This window comes from Sporosarcina psychrophila, from assembly GCF_001590685.1.
In the GTDB taxonomy this organism is placed as follows: Bacteria; Bacillota; Bacilli; order Bacillales_A; family Planococcaceae; genus Sporosarcina; species Sporosarcina psychrophila.
In genome coordinates this window covers 67331-84590 of the sequence record NZ_CP014616.1, presented here as the reverse complement: position 1 = coordinate 84590, position 17260 = coordinate 67331, and the positions used below count along the sequence as shown (strand labels likewise).

Genomic DNA, 17260 nt, shown 5'->3' with positions numbered 1-17260 from the left:
GGTCATTCGCCCAATTCAGATTTGCTATACTACTGGTAGTAGCAAGAATCGGACAGGAGTGACATCATGTATAAAACAATTGGCATACTTGCACATGTAGATGCAGGAAAAACAACTTTTTCTGAACAACTGCTTTATCATACAAAAAGCATTAAACAAAGAGGGCGCGTGGACCATAAAGACGCTTTCCTCGATAGCCATACAATCGAGAAAGAAAGAGGTATTACGGTTTTTGCAGACCAGGCATCCATTTCCTATAACGGATCTACCTACTACATTATCGACACACCTGGACACGTCGATTTTTCTCCTGAAATGGAACGCGCAATTCAAGTAATGGACTATGCCATTATTATCATTAGCGCAAGCGATGGCGTGGAAGGTCATACGGAAACCGTCTGGCAACTGCTCCGCAAACATCAGGTACCCACATTCTTTTTCATCAATAAAACGGACCGTGAAGGAACCGACATTGCAAGTGTACTCCATGAAATTCGCACCAATCTATCGGAAGACATCTGTGACCTTACATCCTCTTTCAATGAAGGAATTATGGAAGATGAACTCATTGAATTTATCGCAGAACGTGATGAAGCACTTCTTGAGACCTATTTGGAATCAGGTTACGACAACGATTTGTGGCTTGCAACATTAAAGAAAATGATTAGCGACAATAAAATCTTCGCCCTCTCCAGCGGTTCTGCACTCAAGGACATTGGTGTCATGGCGTTTTTCGAGAAGCTCGATTTATTGACAACAACTTCTTACGATGATGATAGTGATTTCGCTGCACAGGTCTATAAAATCCGCCATGATGACAGTGGTAACAGGGTCACTTTCCTTAAATCACTAAGCGGTACGCTAAGTGTCAGGGATGGAGTGAATTATGGAGATTTCACGGAGAAAGTGACACAGATACGCGTCTATAACGGTAGTAAGTTCAAAGCAATCGACCATGTTCATGCCGGTGAACTGTTCGCCGTTACTGGGTTAACGCAAGCATCCATTGGTGACGGTGTTGGAGCGCTAAAAGAAAAAGCGACCTTTGACATGATGCCTACCCTTAAGTCAAAAGTGATTTTCGACGCTGCCATCCATGTAAAAGAAGTACTTCGATGTTTTAACCTACTCGATGCGGAGGATCCTTCTTTGCGCGTCTTCTGGGATGAACATTTCCAAGAAATTCATGTTCACGTTATGGGCGTCATCCAGCTCGAAGTACTCCAACAAATTGTTAACGAGCGTTTTTCGATTCAAGTCTCCTTCGGCGAACCTAAAATCCTGTATAAGGAAACCATTGAAACATCCGTAACGGGTTATGGTCATTTTGAGCCTTTAAGGCATTACGCGGAAGTACATCTTTTAATTGAACCAACCGAAAGGAATAGTGGCATACAGTTCGACAACGTCTGCCATGCAAACGATTTACTTATTGGTCACCAAAACGTAGTACGCAGCCATTTATTCGAACGAGAGCATCATGGTTTATTAACCGGCTCAGCTCTCACAGATGTCAAAGTAACGTTACTGACAGGACGAAGTCATAACGAGTACACATCTGGAGGTGACTTTAGAGAGGCTACTTTCCGGGCTCTGCGACAAGGTTTAGAACAAGTACCCAATACGTTGCTCGAACCCTACTACGATTTCAAAATAAAAGTGGACTTGGATAATATGGGAAGAGTGCTGTCAGACATTCAACAAGCACATGGCAGCTTTGACGCACCAGAAACAATTGGCGAAAAAGTTATTGTAAAAGGGCGTGTGCCAGTTGCTACTTTTATGAATTACAGCACCGTCTTTGCTTCATTCACCCACGGTAAAGGAACGCTTAGCCTGTTATTCGGGGGCTATGACCGCTGTCATAACCAGGAACAAGTCATTGAAGAAATCGGTTATAACAAAGAAGCGGATCCCGAATACTCATCCACTTCCATTTTCTTGACCAAAGGAAAAGGCTATTCCGTCCCGTGGGATGAAGCCGAGAAGGCAATGCATTGTTTATAAATAAAACCCATTGTCATGTCTGTTGATTAACCAAAGTAACCAGTGAGTAACGTGATCACCTACTGGGCGCTATGTGTATAGTTGACTTTGGACTGCTTTGGATAGAGTGACTTCTATACGATTACTGGGACGTCTAGATATGTAGGAATGCGACACGCAACTATTCGCAACAGGATTACTGAAAAAAGTGTGGCTAGAAGTGACGGAGTCACTTCTAGCCACACTTGCCTCACGGTAAATATGTCGTGATTAATTCGCCGAAAGCGAACCGGAAATGATCCAGTGAAAAAGGATTATTCCAAGCCCTGCTCACCAGTATTTTATTCGAATAAATGGTTAATCAACAGACGTGACCCATTGTTGTTTTATTCATGCAGCACAGACCGCCTGTACTTTTAGACTATTTTAAATAAATCGCGATTGACTTTAATTTCAAATGAATATACGATTACTACTATTATTAATTCTATGAAAAACTTCTTAGAAGAGCGGCCAGTTAGTAAAACTTATTTCAAAGATTCAAGTGTTTTTTATTAAAAGAAATCCAATTTCCTTATGAAGGGTATGAATCGATTTGACTTTAACTAGAAACAACGACTTACTATTACAAAACATCACACCTGATGAATCATTTCCGGTTTCATTCAAAGAATTGGAAGCGGCTGCTAAAGAAAAGATGCCCGCTGGTGCATTCGGCTATATCCAGTCTGGGGCGGGTGGTGAAGAGACGTTGCGAAAAAACGTCTCCTCTTTTTCAAAGTATTCCATTGTCCCCCGATTTCTAAATGATGTTTCTACATTGGACACGTCTGTAAAATTATTCGGCCATACATATCCTTCTCCTCTATTAATTGCACCTGTGGGCATGCAAAAAATCGCACATGAAGAGGGCGAGATTGCTACCGCTAAAGCAGCAGCCACGCTTGGCATTCCATTCATTCAAAGTACAGTATCTGGCTTTTCAATTGAGGAGGTTGCAGAAGCTACTGGCGACAGTCCAAAATGGTTTCAGCTCTACTGGTCAAGCACTAACGATGAAATTGGTTATAGCATGGTCAAGAGAGCCGAGGAAGCTGGTTTTGAGGCCATTGTCTTAACAGTTGACACAGTAATGATGGGATGGCGTGAAGAGGACGTACGCAATCAATATTCCCCTTTGAAACTAGGATTCGGCAAAGCGAACTATGAAACAGATCCGGTATTTTTGTCCTCCATTCCAACTAACGATTTTGACTCCATCATTCAAGGGATACTGGATAACGTTTACCACCCTACACTTAGTTGGGCCAACGTCATGGAGTTAAAGAAAAGAACGTCCTTGCCAATCCTCTTAAAAGGGATTTTACATCCGGCAGATGCAAAGCTCGCTATCGAAAACGGCATTGATGGCATTATCGTTTCAAACCACGGCGGGCGTCAGCTTGACGGGGTTATTACTAGTATTGATGCTCTACCAGCAATCGTAGAAGCGGTAGGAGGTGAAATTCCTGTACTATTAGATAGCGGAGTTCGTCGAGGCACAGATGTTGTCAAAGCACTTGCACTGGGGGCTGATGCAGTTTTAATCGGCAGGCCATTCGTGTACGGATTAGCGGTAGATGGACAAAAAGGCGTTGAAAAAGTATTGGAGAATATCCTTCAAGAAATGAAAGTTTCCATTTCATTATCGGGCGTTTCTGCTTTAAAAGATCTTCGCAACTTACTAACAACGAATACTCCTAAAGCTTTTTAAAAATAACGAAATACTTCATCTATAAGAGAAAAGTAAAGCCACGTTCCGCCTGGAACGTGGCTTTACTTTTTGTCGGATTAATCTCCAAGTCGAAACACCAAAAAAAGTTCGTTGGGGTCTTTTTCATGCATGCTGGACACCTTTACTCCCTTTATCAGCTCAAAAGGAGTGCTCGTTTCAAGGAACTCAATATAATCACTTGTTGGATAGTAAAGGATAATATCTACAGATCGCTTGTGCTGGTCGACTGACCGTAGAACGTTAGCAATAACCGTCATGAAAATCTGGATTGAAAAAGGATTGAAGAAATAAAACCGGTTATCCTCCGCCTCCACTTCATATTCCTCTGCCAGACGGCATTCAAAGCTGATGAACGTGTTTGACCGTTTGACTTTTTGCATATAACTTGCTTGGTTTTCAAGTGCTTCCTGATACAGTTGCCCACTCATTTCAATGCCTGTAACCGAAACACCACATCGATTATGTATATAAAATGGCAGCCTGCCTTTGCCACACCCAAAATCCACTAATCTGTCGGTTTTCTTTAATTCATAGACCTCAAAAAAATCATCCAATGCCTTATAGGGTGTCGCTTCGTAGCGGTTATAATGAGAGGACTGATGCAGCCATTCACGCACTCCAACAGTATTAATGCGCAGTAACCGATCGCATTCTTTATCATACATAGCCATTTCTCCCAACTTGTTTATACCCATTGTATCAAAACACCCGAAAAAAACTTGGACATTTTGAAAACATGCCCAAGTTTTTTATTCTAGATAAGTTGAAATAAAGATTCCCTTTAAATCCGCTACAGCGCTTGGGGATGCCTCCCGCCCTAAGCCAAGCAGCTTCGCCGCCAGTCCTAGGGCATCGGCTACTCCTTATAAGGCGCCTTCGCTCAGTTTATTTAGGTATCCAATTGTTCAACATATATACTCTTTGCTATTGTGGTTAATTTAGCGTTATATGCCTTACTATCATTCTCCATCCTTACTTAAGCGTCGAGTTCAATACAGCTACTTGCCCAGCCTTCTTGGTGGCTTTCATTTCGGAAATAGCTTCCAGATGTTTCGTTGTATCAAATTCATTAACACTTTTCGCCACTACCATTGTAGCGATTCCGTTTCCGATTAAATTCACAATCGCACGTCCTTCACTCATAAAACGATCCACACCAAGAAGCAATGCTAACCCTTCAAGAGGAATGATTTGTAATGCCGCTAAAGTTGAAGCTAAAACGATGAATCCGCTGCCTGTAACGCCCGCAGCTCCCTTAGAGGTTAACATTAATATTAATATTACTGTAATTTGTTGTCCTAGTGTTAAGTCGACACCAAACACTTGCGCCAAAAAGACGACCGCCATTGAAAGATAAATAGATGTACCATCAAGATTAAAGGAATAACCTGTCGGGATTACGAGGCCAACAACAGATTTTGATGCTCCGTAACGCTCCATCTTATCCATCATTCTTGGCAGAACAGATTCTGAAGAACTTGTACCTAAGACGATTAGTATTTCTTCCTTGATGAATTTCAGGTAATTCCATAAGCTAAATCCATTCATCTTACAAATGATATTTAATATGACAAAGATGAATAAAAACATTGTAATATAGACTGACATCATTAATTTACCCAGTGGTACCAGTGAAGTCAGCCCGTAATGACCAATTGTATATGCCATCGCTGCAAATGCGCCAATCGGGGCTGCTCTCATGATATAACCTATAATTTTAAAGAAGACGAGCGAGAGTTTATCCATGAACTCTATAACCAATTTGCCCTTCTCGCCAAGAGCGGCAAGGCCTACACCAAATAAAATGGAGAAGAATAACACTTGTAGAATATCGCCTTTTGCAAACGCATCGACCATATTAGAAGGAACAATTTGAGTGACAAACTCAATCCAGTTAATACTTTGTCCACCTTCAGCAGTATATTTTGATACATCGCCTTTTTCAAGTTCATTGTAGTTGAGTCCTGCTCCTGGTTTTACAAGATTAACAACGATTAACCCAATAACAAGCGCTAATGTTGTAACAACCTCGAAGTAAATAAGAGCCTTACCACCAACTTTACCAACCTTTTTCATATCTCCCATTTTCGCGATCCCAAGTACAATCGTTAAGAATATAATAGGGGCTATGACCATTTTCACAGCATTTATAAAAGTATCTCCTAGTGGCTTCATTTCTTTTCCGACGTTTGGCCACACGAGCCCCACTACTACCCCAATCACAATTGCGATTACTACCTGAACGGTTAAATTCTTAAATATTCTCACCTTTAATCCCCCTTTAAACTGAATACTTCATCATTACTAATTAATACAAATGATAGCGCTTTCAGTAGGGTGTGAGAAGTTTATGGTCATAACGGCTATTTTGGTCTTTTTGGTCTTACTTTTTTTGCTCATTGGATACATAACGATTTATAGGTCTTCCAACCCCTCCGTATTGGACATCGAGGGTAATGCCACCGCTTTTTTCCAGGTAATCTAAATAGCGGCGAGCAGTCACTCTAGCTATTCCGATTGCACCTGCCACCTCTTCGGCAGAGCGCGGACCGTCTTGGTTCTGTACATACATCGTAATTTCATTTAAGGTGAATTCATTCAAACCTTTTGGTAAATTGTTGCCCGTGATTTTCTTTGAATGCTCGGAGTAAATCAGTAAATCAAGCTGTTCTTGTGAGATCACTTCAGATGCATTCAAGCTTGTCCTGTATTTCCGATATTTCTCCAATGCCTGCTGAATTCGCTGAATTTTAAATGGCTTAATAATATAATCCATCGCACCATTTTGAAGCATAAGCTTAATTGTTTCGCTGTCTTTAGCGGCAGATACGACAATCACATCTGCCTCCAATTTTTGTTTTCTGAACTCTTGTAATGTCTTGATCCCGTCTTTTTTTGGCATATAAATATCTAATACTACAAGGTCTGGACTTAACTCTTTCAAAAGTCTAATTCCCTCTTCGCCATTACTAGCGACGGCCACTACTCGGAATCCTTTTACACTTTCAATAAACTCTCTATTTACTTCTTGAACCATTGGATCGTCTTCAATCAGTAGTACCTTTATTTCTTCTTTACACGTCATACAACTCATCCTCCACTTCCATTGGGAAGGTAATAATGATTGAAGTTCCTTCACCCTGTTGGGATGAAAGGTCAATTTTGCCTCTCCCTTTATCAACGATCTGTTTTATCAAAAAAAGTCCGTAACCAGTACCTTCAGATTTGTTCATCGTAAATCCTTTTTCATAAAGTCTTGGTAGGTATTCTTCGCTCATGCCAGATCCATTATCCTCAACCAATACGGCACACACGTAAGCTGACTGTTCAAAACTAATATCAATTCTTTTATCCTCAGTCTCAATTTGATCGAACGCCCCAAAAGCATTTTCTAGTAGATTACCTAATAACACAACAAAGTCATGTTGGTCTAGTTGATTGGGAAAGGCGGCAAAATAACTATTTTGATCAACCTCAACAGTAATCCCTAATTCTTTTCCCCTTCTTACTTTGCTTAAAAGGAGACCTGCAACTGCGTCATTTTTAATTTTTTCATTCAGAAAACTTGTTACATTTTCTTGCTCTTCCGATGTATTAAAAGCAAGTTGCAACGCTTTTTCAGGTTTCCCGAGCTGAATTAAACCAGCTATCGTATGAAGTTTGTTCATATGTTCATGGCTTTGAACCCGCAATGCTTCTACAAAGTTTTTGACACCTGTTAATTCTTCGGCGAGCTTAGTCACTTCTGTACGATCCTGAAAGATTGCTACAGCACCAATTAACTCGTTATCCTTTTTAATCGGTATACGATTACTTACGATCACTTTTCCGCTTACCTTTATCTCCTCATTATATACCGCCTTATTTCTTTCAACAATTTCAGGAAGCCTTGTGTCCTTCAGTACATCGCGAATTGGTTGACCTATAAAATTTCCTTTTACATTAAATATCATCTTTGCTTTTTCATTAAATATCGTAATAACTTCTTTATTGTCGATTGCAATAACGCCTTCATTCATTGAATGAAAAGTAGCTGTTCTTTCTTCATGCATTCTCTTAATTTCATATGGCTCCAACTGAAACATCTGTTTTTTAATATGATTAGCAAGCATTGCTGAACCTATCAAGCCAAATAATAATGTTAATACAACAATTATAAGAATGTCTTTTGTTAAATCGCCCATAATTTCAATAAAACTCGGGATTTTATTGCCAACGACCACAACACCGATTTGGTTTAAGTCTGAATCCTTAATCGGTACAAATGCCCGAATAACGGTACCAATCTCTCCTTCTGCCTTTGAAAAATAGATATGCTCCGCAAATGCCGGCTTTTCATCCTCACCTGTCGAGGGTTTTCCTAGCATTTCCTTTACAGGATGAGAATACCGAATTCCATCCATATTCATGACAACAACATAATCCGTATTATTAATGAGTCTTATTTCATCGACAACGGGGTTCACTATTTTCCACCCTATTGGTTCTTGGACTGCTTTTCTTATATCTGATAGTTCAGCTACAGTTCGTGCCGTGTTCATAGATCTGATTCTTAATTCTTTTTCCTCTTTTTGTTGAATGTTAGCAATGATGACAATCCCGCCGATTAACAATGAAAAGATAACTACCGCATAAGATAAAGTCATAATTTTCCAACGTATAGGCAATTGTCTCATTTTCAGTTCCCCTTTCCTACTATTCATCTTTACGAATCGCAATTTTCTGAGTATGCTTACACTAACGAAGTAATAGGAGGCTTACGGTGAAAAACATATTTGTTTATATGCTCCTTTTAGGCACTGGTATTGCTATTGTTTTAGGATACTATAATCTATTTCCTCATGATGAACTTGTTTATGACGATGATCAGGAAGGACTCAGTGATCAAATCATTTTTAAATTTAGCCATGTTGTTGCCGAGAATACGCCGAAAGGACGTGCAGCCGACAAGTTTGCTGAGCTCGTTAATGAGAAATCAAATGGTCATATAAAGATCGTCGTCTTCCCAAACGGAAGTTTGTTTTCTGATATAGATGATATTAATGCCTTAAAAGAAGGGCAAGTACATATAATAGCTACCTCCACCTCAAAACTTGGAGTACTTTCTCCTGAATGGGGTGTTCTCGATCTACCATTCGCCTTCCCTAATCATGAAGCTATTCACAAAGGAATACATGGGCCTATCGGTGAACACCTGCTAAACTCATTGCAAAAAAATGGAATTGTTGGACTCGCCCATTGGTCCAATGGTTTTAAACAAATCACATCAAACAAAGGCCCTATTGTTACACCACAAGATCTGAAAGGGCAAAAAATCAGGATTATGAAAAGTGATGTCATTCAAGCCCAATATGATCTATTAGGCGCTAAGGCGCAACAAGAATCATTTAATTCTACCTATAACTTAATCGAAGCCGGACATGTTGATGGTGAAGAGAACACGATTTCAAATATCCATTCTAAAAAGTTCTATAACGTTCAAAAACATTTGACGATCAGTAATCATGGATACCTAGGTTACGTCGTGATGATGGATCAAAAAGTCTGGGATCAGCAAACAAAAAACACTCAGCAAATCCTACTTGAAGCTATGGATGAGACAACCGCCTGGAACGACCGGCATTCTATACTGATGAACGAAGAGCAACTTGAACTTATCAAACGTAACTCATCTATTCAGATTCATGAACTTAGTGATATTGAAAAACAGGAATGGATAAAGGAACTGTACCCTGTATACGATATTCTTTCAACTACAATTGGCAGTAAATTGGTTGAAGATATAAAAGAATTAGGGGCTACTTATAGAGGAGTGGATTGAATGGAAACTAAGTCAGTAGGGGCGTCTATCACTTTACTAGCGGGATTTCAGTGGCTGTTCTTTATGTTTGCCAATACAGTCGTCATTCCTATTTCTGTCGGCAGTGCTTTTCAGTTGGAATCCATTGAAATTGTATCCGCCATTCAACGCTCCTTCATCTTCACAGGAGTGGCCTGTATGCTGCAAGGGCTTATCGGGCATCGTTTAGCATTAATGGAGGGTCAATCTGGACTGTGGTGGGGCGTCATCCTAAGCTTGGCTGCTACGGCCAGTACGATGAATCTCGAACTAACTACGATTGGTGGCAGCATTGCAGTTGGGGTTATAATTTCGGGCATTATTGTCGCAGTTTTCGGTATTTTGGGTATGGGAGAGGTGTTAAAGAAATGGTTTACACCCATCGTAATGTTTGTTTTTCTCCTATTACTAGCTAATCAGCTCATCACTATTTTTCTAAAAGGAATGATTGGCCTCAATATAGGTGATTCTATAGATGTAAAAGTCGCCTGTTTTTCATTTACTCTCGCCGCACTGACGATCCTTATCCATGTAAAAGGAAAAGGAATTATTAGCAGCTTGAATTTGCTCATCGGAATGACAGTCGGATGGATTGCTGCCGCCCTGCTGTTTCCTGCGGAAGTAACAGAGACAATTAAAACGACCCCTTTCCTTACCTGGTTTCCTTGGGGGCAACCCGCTTTTGAGTGGGGCATCGTCATTACGGTGGTCATTACTGGATTATTAAACACTACGAATACGATTGCCACATTGAAAGGGGCAGAAGATGTTTTTGAACAGGAGACAACTCCCAAGCAGTACCGTGCCTCCTTCTTCCTAACAGGGATGTTGTCGACAGCTTCAGGCGTGCTTGGACTTGTCCCCTATGCACCCTACGCTTCATCATTAGGATTTTTGCAGTCAACTGGAATTCGCGAAAGAGCACCGTTTTTTGTAGGATCCATGTTATTCATCCTCTTGGGATCGGTTCCACAGTTAAGTGCCTTTTTCTCAACAATTCCGCATAGCGTTGGTAACACAGTACTGTTTGTTGCTTATTTACAGCTGTTCCGCTCAGCAATTCGCAACATAGAAGGCCTGACATTCGAACCCACTACAGTCTATCGCATCGCTTTACCGGTGTTATTAGGACTATCGATTATGACATTACCGGCAACGGCCTTTACAACGATTCCACAGCTTATACGCCCAATCCTTTCGAACGGCATGCTAATGGGGATTTTGGCTGCACTTTTTATAGAGCTTTTGCATTATCTCGGTCAACAGAAGCGAGTGATGTCATGATTAGGACTATTTCCGTTATATCAGAAGTTCCAATCTAACCGTTAATAAATGTGGGTACCGGGTATAGGTGAAAAGTAATTTACAGCTGTTTGCCTTCTACAATCTCAACGAATTTTGTTGAGGCTCGTGATAATGGTACACTTTTTAAAAAGCATACGCCTATACTTCTCGTCGGTATCTTTTCATTTAGTTGTACTTCATATAACAATCCTTTATTTAAATACTCTTGAGAAAACTCTTTTGTTACACACGCTATCCCTAAATTTATTTTAGCAAACTCTAATAATAAGTCATGTGAACCTAATTCAAATTCCGGTGAAATCTTTATACCTTTAGAAATCATATAATCCTCTACATACTTTCTCGAGTTTGATTTCGATTCAAGAAAAATTAATGGAAGCTTTACTAATTCATGTAGGCTTAAGGGTTTAGCCAATATTTTCTTAAACCTTTCCCCATAAACAAATGTATCCTGGATATCAATACATGGCTTCAGTTCTAATGTAGGATCGTCAATCGGGAAGTTACAAACAGCAACATCTACTCCACCTGATTTTAAAATCGAACAGAGTTCCAATGTCGTACCATTTACAATCGTAAATTTTATATTTGGATATCTAATGTGAAAAGCCTCCAAATAGGGAAGTAGAAAATACCTTGAAATTGTATCTCCTACACCTATCTTTAATTCACCTGTCGTTAAGTTTTTAAATTCTAAAATCTTTTCTTCTCCGACATGAATTAAATTAATAGCCGAATTGGCGTATTCAAATAGCAGACTACCTTCATTTGTCAGAGATACGCCTTTTGGACTTCTATAAAAAAGACGTGTATCTAATTCCCTTTCCAACTGCATGATTGCCTGACTAACTGCTGGTTGCGTCATATAAAGATCTTTTGCAGCCTTGGAAAAACTCTCGCTTTTTCCTACTTGACAAAATATTTTATATAAATCTAATTTACTAACCATATAAGCACCCCTTATACCGACCATTTGTTATATTAATTTTACTTATACCACTAATGCGTTGTATAGTACAGATAGAAAGTTAGTTAATATAAATATACTTTGTAATATTAAGGAGCGATTCCATTGGAAAGAATAGTTGGAACAGTTGCAAGAGGCCTCCGTTGCCCAATAATAAATCGTGGAGATAATATTGAGGATATAGTAGTAGAAAGTGTGTTAAAAGCTTCCGAAGTTGAAGGCTTTACATTTAATGATAAAGATATTGTTTCTATAACAGAATCCATTGTTGCTCGAGCTCAAGGGAATTATGCAACGATTGATCATATTGCTAAAGACGTTAGTTCAAAGTTCGGAGAAGAAACTGTTGGAGTAATATTCCCTATTTTAAGTCGTAATCGTTTTGCAATCTGCCTTCGAGGTATTGCAAAAGGCGTTAAAAAAGTTGTTTTAATGCTTAGCTATCCTTCTGATGAAGTTGGGAATCACCTTGTGGATCTGGACATGCTTGATGAAAAAGGAATTAACCCTTGGACAGACGTTTTAACGGAAGAACAGTTCCGCGGCCACTTTGGCTATAATAAACATACTTTTACTGGCGTTGACTATATTGATTACTATAAATCATTAGTTGAAGAATACGGCATTGAATGTGAAGTTATATTCTCAAACAGTCCAAAAACGATTTTAGATTACACAAAACATGTTCTTACTTGTGATATACACACGAGATTTAGAACGAAAAAAATATTAAAAGCAAATGGTGGCATTAGCGTTTATAGCCTCGATGACATATTAGCCGAGTCTATGGATGGTAGCGGTTATAACGAAGATTATGGGCTGCTTGGGTCAAATAAATCAACTGAAGATGATGTAAAACTGTTCCCACGTAATTGCCAACCTGTCGTTGATAACATACAGCATATACTCAAAGAAAAGACTGGCAAAGATATTGAAGTCATGATTTACGGAGATGGAGCGTTTAAAGATCCAGTCGGTAAGATATGGGAACTTGCGGATCCAGTCGTATCACCAGCTTACACACCAGGGCTTGACGGTACACCTAATGAAATAAAATTAAAATATCTTGCCGACAATAACTTTGCCGATTTAAGAGGCGATGACCTTAAACAAGCTATATCACAATTCATTACCGATAAAGACGATGATCTTGTAGGAGCAATGGAAGCACAAGGTACTACACCAAGAAAACTTACCGACCTTATTGGCTCTCTATCTGATTTAACATCAGGAAGCGGAGATAAAGGTACACCTATCGTCTTTATACAAGGCTATTTCGATAACTTCACAAAATAAAAATTACTTAAACACTAAGCGTCCTGAGTACAGTTACTTTTAGATCTCTTTGGATTGAACGACTCCTATACCAGTACCGAGATATCTTGCTCAATAGGGATGCGACTTCGTCGTACCCCTATTGAGCTTTTTCAGTAATCGTATGGTGGTCGTTCATCAGTCGCTCCCCAAAGTCAAAGGTACACGAAGGAGGGCACTGAAAAATTACGATTTCCTTCAATCCCTTTGATTTCCGTTTCGAGCGGACGCTTTCCGCGGGCACGGCTTCAGCCTCCTCGTCACTGCGTTCCTGCGGGGTCTTCAGCTCGCGCTGTTCCCGCTGGAGTCGCCGCTCTTCACTACAATCAACTAGTTCTTTCTATAAAAAAAGAACTTTTTCATTGGCTTCACGCGAAGTTCTAAAGCTTTTTGGACCAGAAGATTAGTGATTTCTTATCTGGATAAAGGCTGCCAAAGATACAATTTGGGCTGCTCAATTCCTCTCTATAGGATTTTTTTAAAAAAATTTAAAGAAGTGTCACTTTCCATAGGGCATCATATGATGTTTGCTAAAAGCAATTAAGGAACGCATTGGACAACGTGCAAACGTGCCCAAAATTGTATCTTCGGGCACTAATAACTTCTGTGAAAAGTCATCTATTCTTATTTTCCAAGCAACTGCAATTTTCACTTGAACGTTGTAGGTACGCGACAGGTAACTAATTGCTACAAGATGACCTAGGAGGAATGAACTGCAATTCCTCCCCAAGGGTGTGACTAGAAGTGACGAAGTCCCTTCTAGCCACACTTGTCCCTCGGTAAAACTGTCGTGATTATTTTATCCGAAAGCGAGCCGGAAACGAACTAGTCCAAATTAAGGATTTTGCACCTATCTTACCAGTATCTTGTGCAAGAAAATAGTCAATCAACAGATGTGATAAATGATAAAAAAAGCTAGGCTCTCGTCGCCTAGCTTTTTCTATGTGTACAGCCAAGTACTTTGAAGTGAAAAGTAACTTATAACTTTTTAACAAATTCCGTTTTTAATTTCATAGCTCCAATACCATCAATTTTACAATCAATGTCATGGTCCTCGTCAATTAACCGTATTCCTTTTACTTTTGTACCTTTTTTAACGACTAATGAACTTCCCTTTACTTTAAGGTCTTTGATGACTGTTACAGAATCACCATCGTTCAAGACATTTCCATTTGAGTCTTTATAAACTTTTGTTTCCTCACTATTTTCAGCTTCTGCTCCTAAAGACCATTCATGGGCACATTCTGGGCAAACAAAAAGATTACCATCTTCGTATGTATATTCAGAATTACATTTTGGACAATTTGGTAAATTAGGCATAATTTCATTTCCTCCATTCGTTATATGCTTATATCCTCTCACAGTCTTCCCGTATTGACAAACCTTCCTTGAAGCTCTTTATTTAAACCTGTCCTATCTAGAATGCTTGGTAAACATTTTGCTCACAGTTGCGAATGCACGACAAGAATAGCCCCTTACTATCTTTCCTGCCAAACCTTTGCAAGTAATTGAATTCCACGAGTAATGTCCTCAATAGAAAGCCCACCATATCCGAGTAAAACTAAATTAGTTGATTTTACATTGACGTAAGAATTTGAAACTGGATAAATACGAATATGAATTACTTTCGCTAATTCAATAGCATCTTCTTCCGTTAAATCAGCAGGTAACTTTAAAACGATATGCAGACCAGAGCTCTCCCCGATGACTTCATATTCAGGCGATAAATAGTGATGAATTGCCTTTAAAATTGTCCTCTGTTTTTGTCGATAAATCGTCCGCATTTTATCGAGATGTCGTCTCCAATAATCTTCCCTCATAAAGTCAGCAAGGGTAAGTTGGTCCATTCGAGATACCGTTGACTTTTGAAGTGCAAACTTCTGCTCAAATGGCTCTACAAGCTTGATAGGCAAAACAAAGTAACTCATACGAAGAGATGGAATAAGTGTCTTTGAAAATGTACCAAAATAAATGACTCTCTTCATTTCATCAAGCTCAGCAAGGGAGGGTATAGGCTTTCCTTTATAGCGAAATTCGCCGTCATAATCATCCTCAATGATGTAAGCATTGTTTTGATGGGCCCAATTAATTAACTCAATTCTTCGTTGTATCGGTAAAATCATCCCCAGTGGAAATTGATGTGCTGGCGTTGTGTAGAGAAACTGATGTGATTTACTCGGAACAGTCACTCCTAATTCATCTACTGGAATCGATTCATAAGGTATTCGCTGTTGTTCAAAAACAGCTTTAGCACGAATAAATCCCGGGTCTTCAATAGCAACAGACGCTGCTTCATAGAAAAACTGACAAATCATATGCAATTGGGTCTGTGTACCACTACTAACGAAGACTTGATTCGGCGCGCATGATACACCACGAGATTGTTGAACATAGGCAGCAATTTCTTGGCGTAGGCGCCATTCACCTTGCCAAGGACTCATGGTAAATGAGGCATCTCCTATATGTCGATTCAATAGCTTTTTCCAAGTCTTAAAAGGAAAAACATCCTTCGCTACATGGCCTGAGTGAAAGTCGATGTCAATGTCAATTTCAACAATTTCGGAGGTTGCACTATATAGTTGCTGTTGTTTCGAAACAAGGCGCTCATAATCATAAGCAGCAACAAAGTAACCAGATCGCTCTTTACTTTCGATATAGCCTTCAGCTATTAATTGAGCATATGCTTCCTGAATTGTATGCACACTAACACCTAAATCCCTTGCAAGTTGCCGTTTTGGAGGTAACTTCGTATGTAGGAGAAGATGATGCTGTATGATTTTTTCTCTAATTTGCCTATATATTTGAAGATAATACGGGTCATCTCCATTGAATGACAACTCCATAAAAATCACTCCCCTGGTATGGTTGCTTTTATACAATTTGGTACTTCTAATCATATCAAAGTTAAGGTGTAATGAAATAAAGGAGTGATGGTTCATGGAAACTATTCAATTATACGGAGATGCTGTTGTTTTAAGACCAATGACCAAAAATGATGTAGATGGCATATATGCACATTGCCAAGACGAGCGTATTTGGACGCATATGTTGGATACATTAAAAACGAAAGAAGACGTACAGACCTATATTGAACAGGCATTAGTTAATCGGGAAACAGGAACGGAATACCCTTTTGTCATTGTGCTTCGAGCAACAAATGAAATAATTGGCTCTACGCGATTTTTCGATATTTCCACTGCACATAAACGGTTAGAAATCGGTCATACTTGGCTGCATCCGTCATTTTGGCGCACAAACATCAATACAGAGTGTAAATACTTGCTACTATCTTACTGCTTTAATCAACTACAGTTTCAACGAGTACAACTTAAAACAGGTCATGAAAATAGCCAATCTCAAAAAGCTATTGAACGGATTGGTGCTAAAAAAGAAGGGGTTTTACGTAATCATATGATTAGACCTAATGGAACGGTGCGACATACGGTTATGTATAGCGTAATAGAAGAGGATTGGCCTGAAGTAAAACAGCGTATAGAAGGCTTAATGGAGAGTTATCAAAAATAAACCCGTACTTTATCGAGTAGGAGACACCACATAATTCTCTCAAGGGTTAAATAAATATAAAAGGAAGTATTCCAATACAAAAACGACTAAGAAGTATGTTCTAAGTCGTTTTTGCACTTATTTTTTCATTAGTCAGAAGCTCACTTTCTTTCCAAAACCGCAAAGTAATTTCCTTCATTATCCGCAAAATTAAATACTCTGCCAGAAGGCATCGTTACCATGTCTCCAACTGTGATCTGTTTATCCTTAAAGTCTCTGTATAATTCATCAAGATTCTCTGAGAAAAGCAGTAATGAAGGTGTTTGAAGATTTAATTCCGGCTGCATTTTAGCAATGAGTTCCTTATTGTGAAGTATGATAGTTGTTTCCGCGTCCTTTGTTGGAGCGATTTCAATCCATCTCATTCCTTGGCCATTATCTTCTTCTGAAATGACGCTAAATCCTACTTTTTCCGTCCAAAACTTCACTGTCTCATCTTGGTTATTGACATATAACATAATTTGACCGATTTTTGTAATCATATTGTTCACTCCCTATCAGTAATTTGTTT

General features: G+C 39.3%; 14 protein-coding genes. 6 read left to right on the top strand and 8 right to left on the bottom strand.

Going from position 1 to position 17260, the window contains the following annotated elements; translation table 11 throughout:
• The first annotated feature begins 66 nt into the window (after nucleotides 1-66).
• Together AZE41_RS00325 and AZE41_RS00320 are read left to right on the top strand one after the other, a co-directional pair.
• Complete coding sequence (locus AZE41_RS00325; protein ID WP_067204196.1) at nucleotides 67-2007, top strand: GTP-binding protein; 1941 nt, start codon at nucleotides 67-69, stop codon at nucleotides 2005-2007.
• Nucleotides 2008-2581: 574 nt separating this feature from the next.
• Nucleotides 2582-3739, top strand: a complete 1158-nt coding sequence (locus tag AZE41_RS00320; protein WP_067204193.1) for an alpha-hydroxy-acid oxidizing protein — start codon at nucleotides 2582-2584, stop codon at nucleotides 3737-3739.
• A 77-nt stretch (nucleotides 3740-3816) separates the two neighbouring features.
• Here AZE41_RS00320 and AZE41_RS00315 read toward each other — a convergent pair whose 3' ends face one another.
• The 4 genes from AZE41_RS00315 to AZE41_RS00300 all read right to left on the bottom strand — a co-directional run bounded on the left by AZE41_RS00315 (nucleotide 3817) and on the right by AZE41_RS00300 (nucleotide 8436).
• Nucleotides 3817-4425 carry a class I SAM-dependent methyltransferase gene (locus tag AZE41_RS00315; protein ID WP_067213786.1) on the bottom strand — a complete coding sequence of 203 codons (609 nt, stop codon included), beginning with the start codon at nucleotides 4423-4425 and terminating at the stop codon, nucleotides 3817-3819.
• Nucleotides 4426-4732: 307 nt separating this feature from the next.
• Nucleotides 4733-6028: a C4-dicarboxylate transporter DctP gene (dctP, locus tag AZE41_RS00310; protein WP_067204191.1), complete on the bottom strand. Its 1296-nt coding sequence runs from the start codon at nucleotides 6026-6028 to the stop codon at nucleotides 4733-4735.
• Between the two features lie 115 nt (nucleotides 6029-6143).
• A complete protein-coding gene (locus AZE41_RS00305) occupies nucleotides 6144-6845 on the bottom strand; it encodes a response regulator (protein WP_067204189.1) in 702 nt (233 codons plus the stop codon).
• The gene (locus tag AZE41_RS00300) at nucleotides 6835-8436 is read right to left on the bottom strand and encodes an ATP-binding protein (protein WP_067204186.1); all 1602 of its coding nucleotides are present in this window, start codon (nucleotides 8434-8436) and stop codon (nucleotides 6835-6837) included. Before AZE41_RS00300 ends, AZE41_RS00305 begins: the two co-directional genes overlap by 11 nt.
• An 86-nt stretch (nucleotides 8437-8522) precedes the next feature.
• Here AZE41_RS00300 and AZE41_RS00295 point away from each other — a divergent pair, with 86 nt between their 5' ends.
• Together AZE41_RS00295 and AZE41_RS00290 are read left to right on the top strand one after the other, a co-directional pair.
• A complete protein-coding gene (locus AZE41_RS00295; RefSeq protein ID WP_067204183.1) occupies nucleotides 8523-9581 on the top strand; it encodes a DctP family TRAP transporter solute-binding subunit in 1059 nt (352 codons plus the stop codon).
• On the top strand, nucleotides 9582-10883 hold the full coding sequence (locus AZE41_RS00290; RefSeq protein ID WP_067204180.1) for a uracil/xanthine transporter: 1302 nt from the start codon (nucleotides 9582-9584) through the stop codon (nucleotides 10881-10883).
• 79 nt (nucleotides 10884-10962) lie between these two features.
• Here AZE41_RS00290 and AZE41_RS00285 read toward each other — a convergent pair whose 3' ends face one another.
• Nucleotides 10963-11853 carry a LysR family transcriptional regulator gene (locus AZE41_RS00285; protein WP_067204177.1) on the bottom strand — a complete coding sequence of 297 codons (891 nt, stop codon included), beginning with the start codon at nucleotides 11851-11853 and terminating at the stop codon, nucleotides 10963-10965.
• Nucleotides 11854-11976: 123 nt separating this feature from the next.
• Here AZE41_RS00285 and AZE41_RS00280 point away from each other — a divergent pair, with 123 nt between their 5' ends.
• Nucleotides 11977-13167, top strand: coding sequence for a coenzyme F420-0:L-glutamate ligase (locus tag AZE41_RS00280; protein ID WP_067204175.1), 1191 nt, complete (start codon nucleotides 11977-11979; stop codon nucleotides 13165-13167).
• Nucleotides 13168-14163: 996 nt separating this feature from the next.
• Here AZE41_RS00280 and AZE41_RS00275 read toward each other — a convergent pair.
• Together AZE41_RS00275 and pdxR are read right to left on the bottom strand one after the other, a co-directional pair.
• On the bottom strand, nucleotides 14164-14505 hold the full coding sequence (locus tag AZE41_RS00275) for a zinc ribbon domain-containing protein YjdM (RefSeq protein WP_067204173.1): 342 nt from the start codon (nucleotides 14503-14505) through the stop codon (nucleotides 14164-14166).
• A gap of 158 nt (nucleotides 14506-14663) precedes the next feature.
• Nucleotides 14664-16028, bottom strand: coding sequence for a MocR-like pyridoxine biosynthesis transcription factor PdxR (pdxR, locus tag AZE41_RS00270; RefSeq protein WP_067204171.1), 1365 nt, complete (start codon nucleotides 16026-16028; stop codon nucleotides 14664-14666).
• Between the two features lie 94 nt (nucleotides 16029-16122).
• Between pdxR and AZE41_RS00265 the strand changes: the two genes are divergently transcribed.
• The gene (locus tag AZE41_RS00265) at nucleotides 16123-16710 is read left to right on the top strand and encodes a GNAT family N-acetyltransferase (protein ID WP_067204168.1); all 588 of its coding nucleotides are present in this window, start codon (nucleotides 16123-16125) and stop codon (nucleotides 16708-16710) included.
• A gap of 140 nt (nucleotides 16711-16850) precedes the next feature.
• On the opposite strand, the gene AZE41_RS00260 is transcribed toward AZE41_RS00265, so the two are convergent.
• The gene (locus tag AZE41_RS00260) at nucleotides 16851-17231 is read right to left on the bottom strand and encodes a VOC family protein (protein ID WP_067204165.1); all 381 of its coding nucleotides are present in this window, start codon (nucleotides 17229-17231) and stop codon (nucleotides 16851-16853) included.
• Nucleotides 17232-17260 lie beyond the last annotated feature (29 nt).